This window comes from Lyngbya sp. CCY1209 (genome assembly GCF_055795065.1).
The window spans coordinates 1-507 of the sequence record NZ_JAYFER010000408.1; the positions used below are offsets into that span (position 1 = coordinate 1).

Annotated in this window: 1 protein-coding gene; it reads right to left on the reverse strand. The window is 46.4% G+C overall.

Going from position 1 to position 507, the window contains the following annotated elements; translation table 11 throughout:
• Positions 1-437, reverse strand: a 437-nt coding sequence (locus AC0QHF_RS12115; protein WP_324704474.1) for a reverse transcriptase N-terminal domain-containing protein, incomplete at its 3' end; no start/stop codon positions are given.
• Between the last annotated feature and the right edge of the window lie 70 nt (positions 438-507).

Consider the following 507-nt stretch of genomic DNA (forward strand, 5'->3'; position numbering starts at 1 on the left):
TTGGCTCTGTCTCGGATTGTCGGGATTCCCAGAGGGCGTTTTTCATCCCGTCCGGGTTTTGGTATCCAGACTCTCCGTAATGGCTTGGCTTTGAAGTTTTCTTTGATTTCCTCAACAAGTTCAAACCTTTGTTTCGGGGATATTGTTACCACACCATCTACTCCGGCTGTTTTCTTGCCTTGGTTGTCTTGGGTCACTCGCCTTACCGCTAAGAGCCTTGCATAGTATGACTTCAAAAGGAGTTTCTGCAACCTTCTGGCTTTTGCATCCTGTCCCGATTGAGCCGCTTGATAGATACGCTTTTGTAGCTTGAAGACCATTCTCTGAACTTTCGTCCAATTGATAGCCCTCCATACATTCTTAGTGTCCGCTAGCTTCAGTTTTCCGAATCTTTTGGATTGACTAGATTTCGTCTTTACCACTACTTGAATCTCCATCTTACGTCTGAACCGTGACCCGTCTGCATATCCCAGACATTACATCTGGGCGTTGGCTTCTGGTCACATC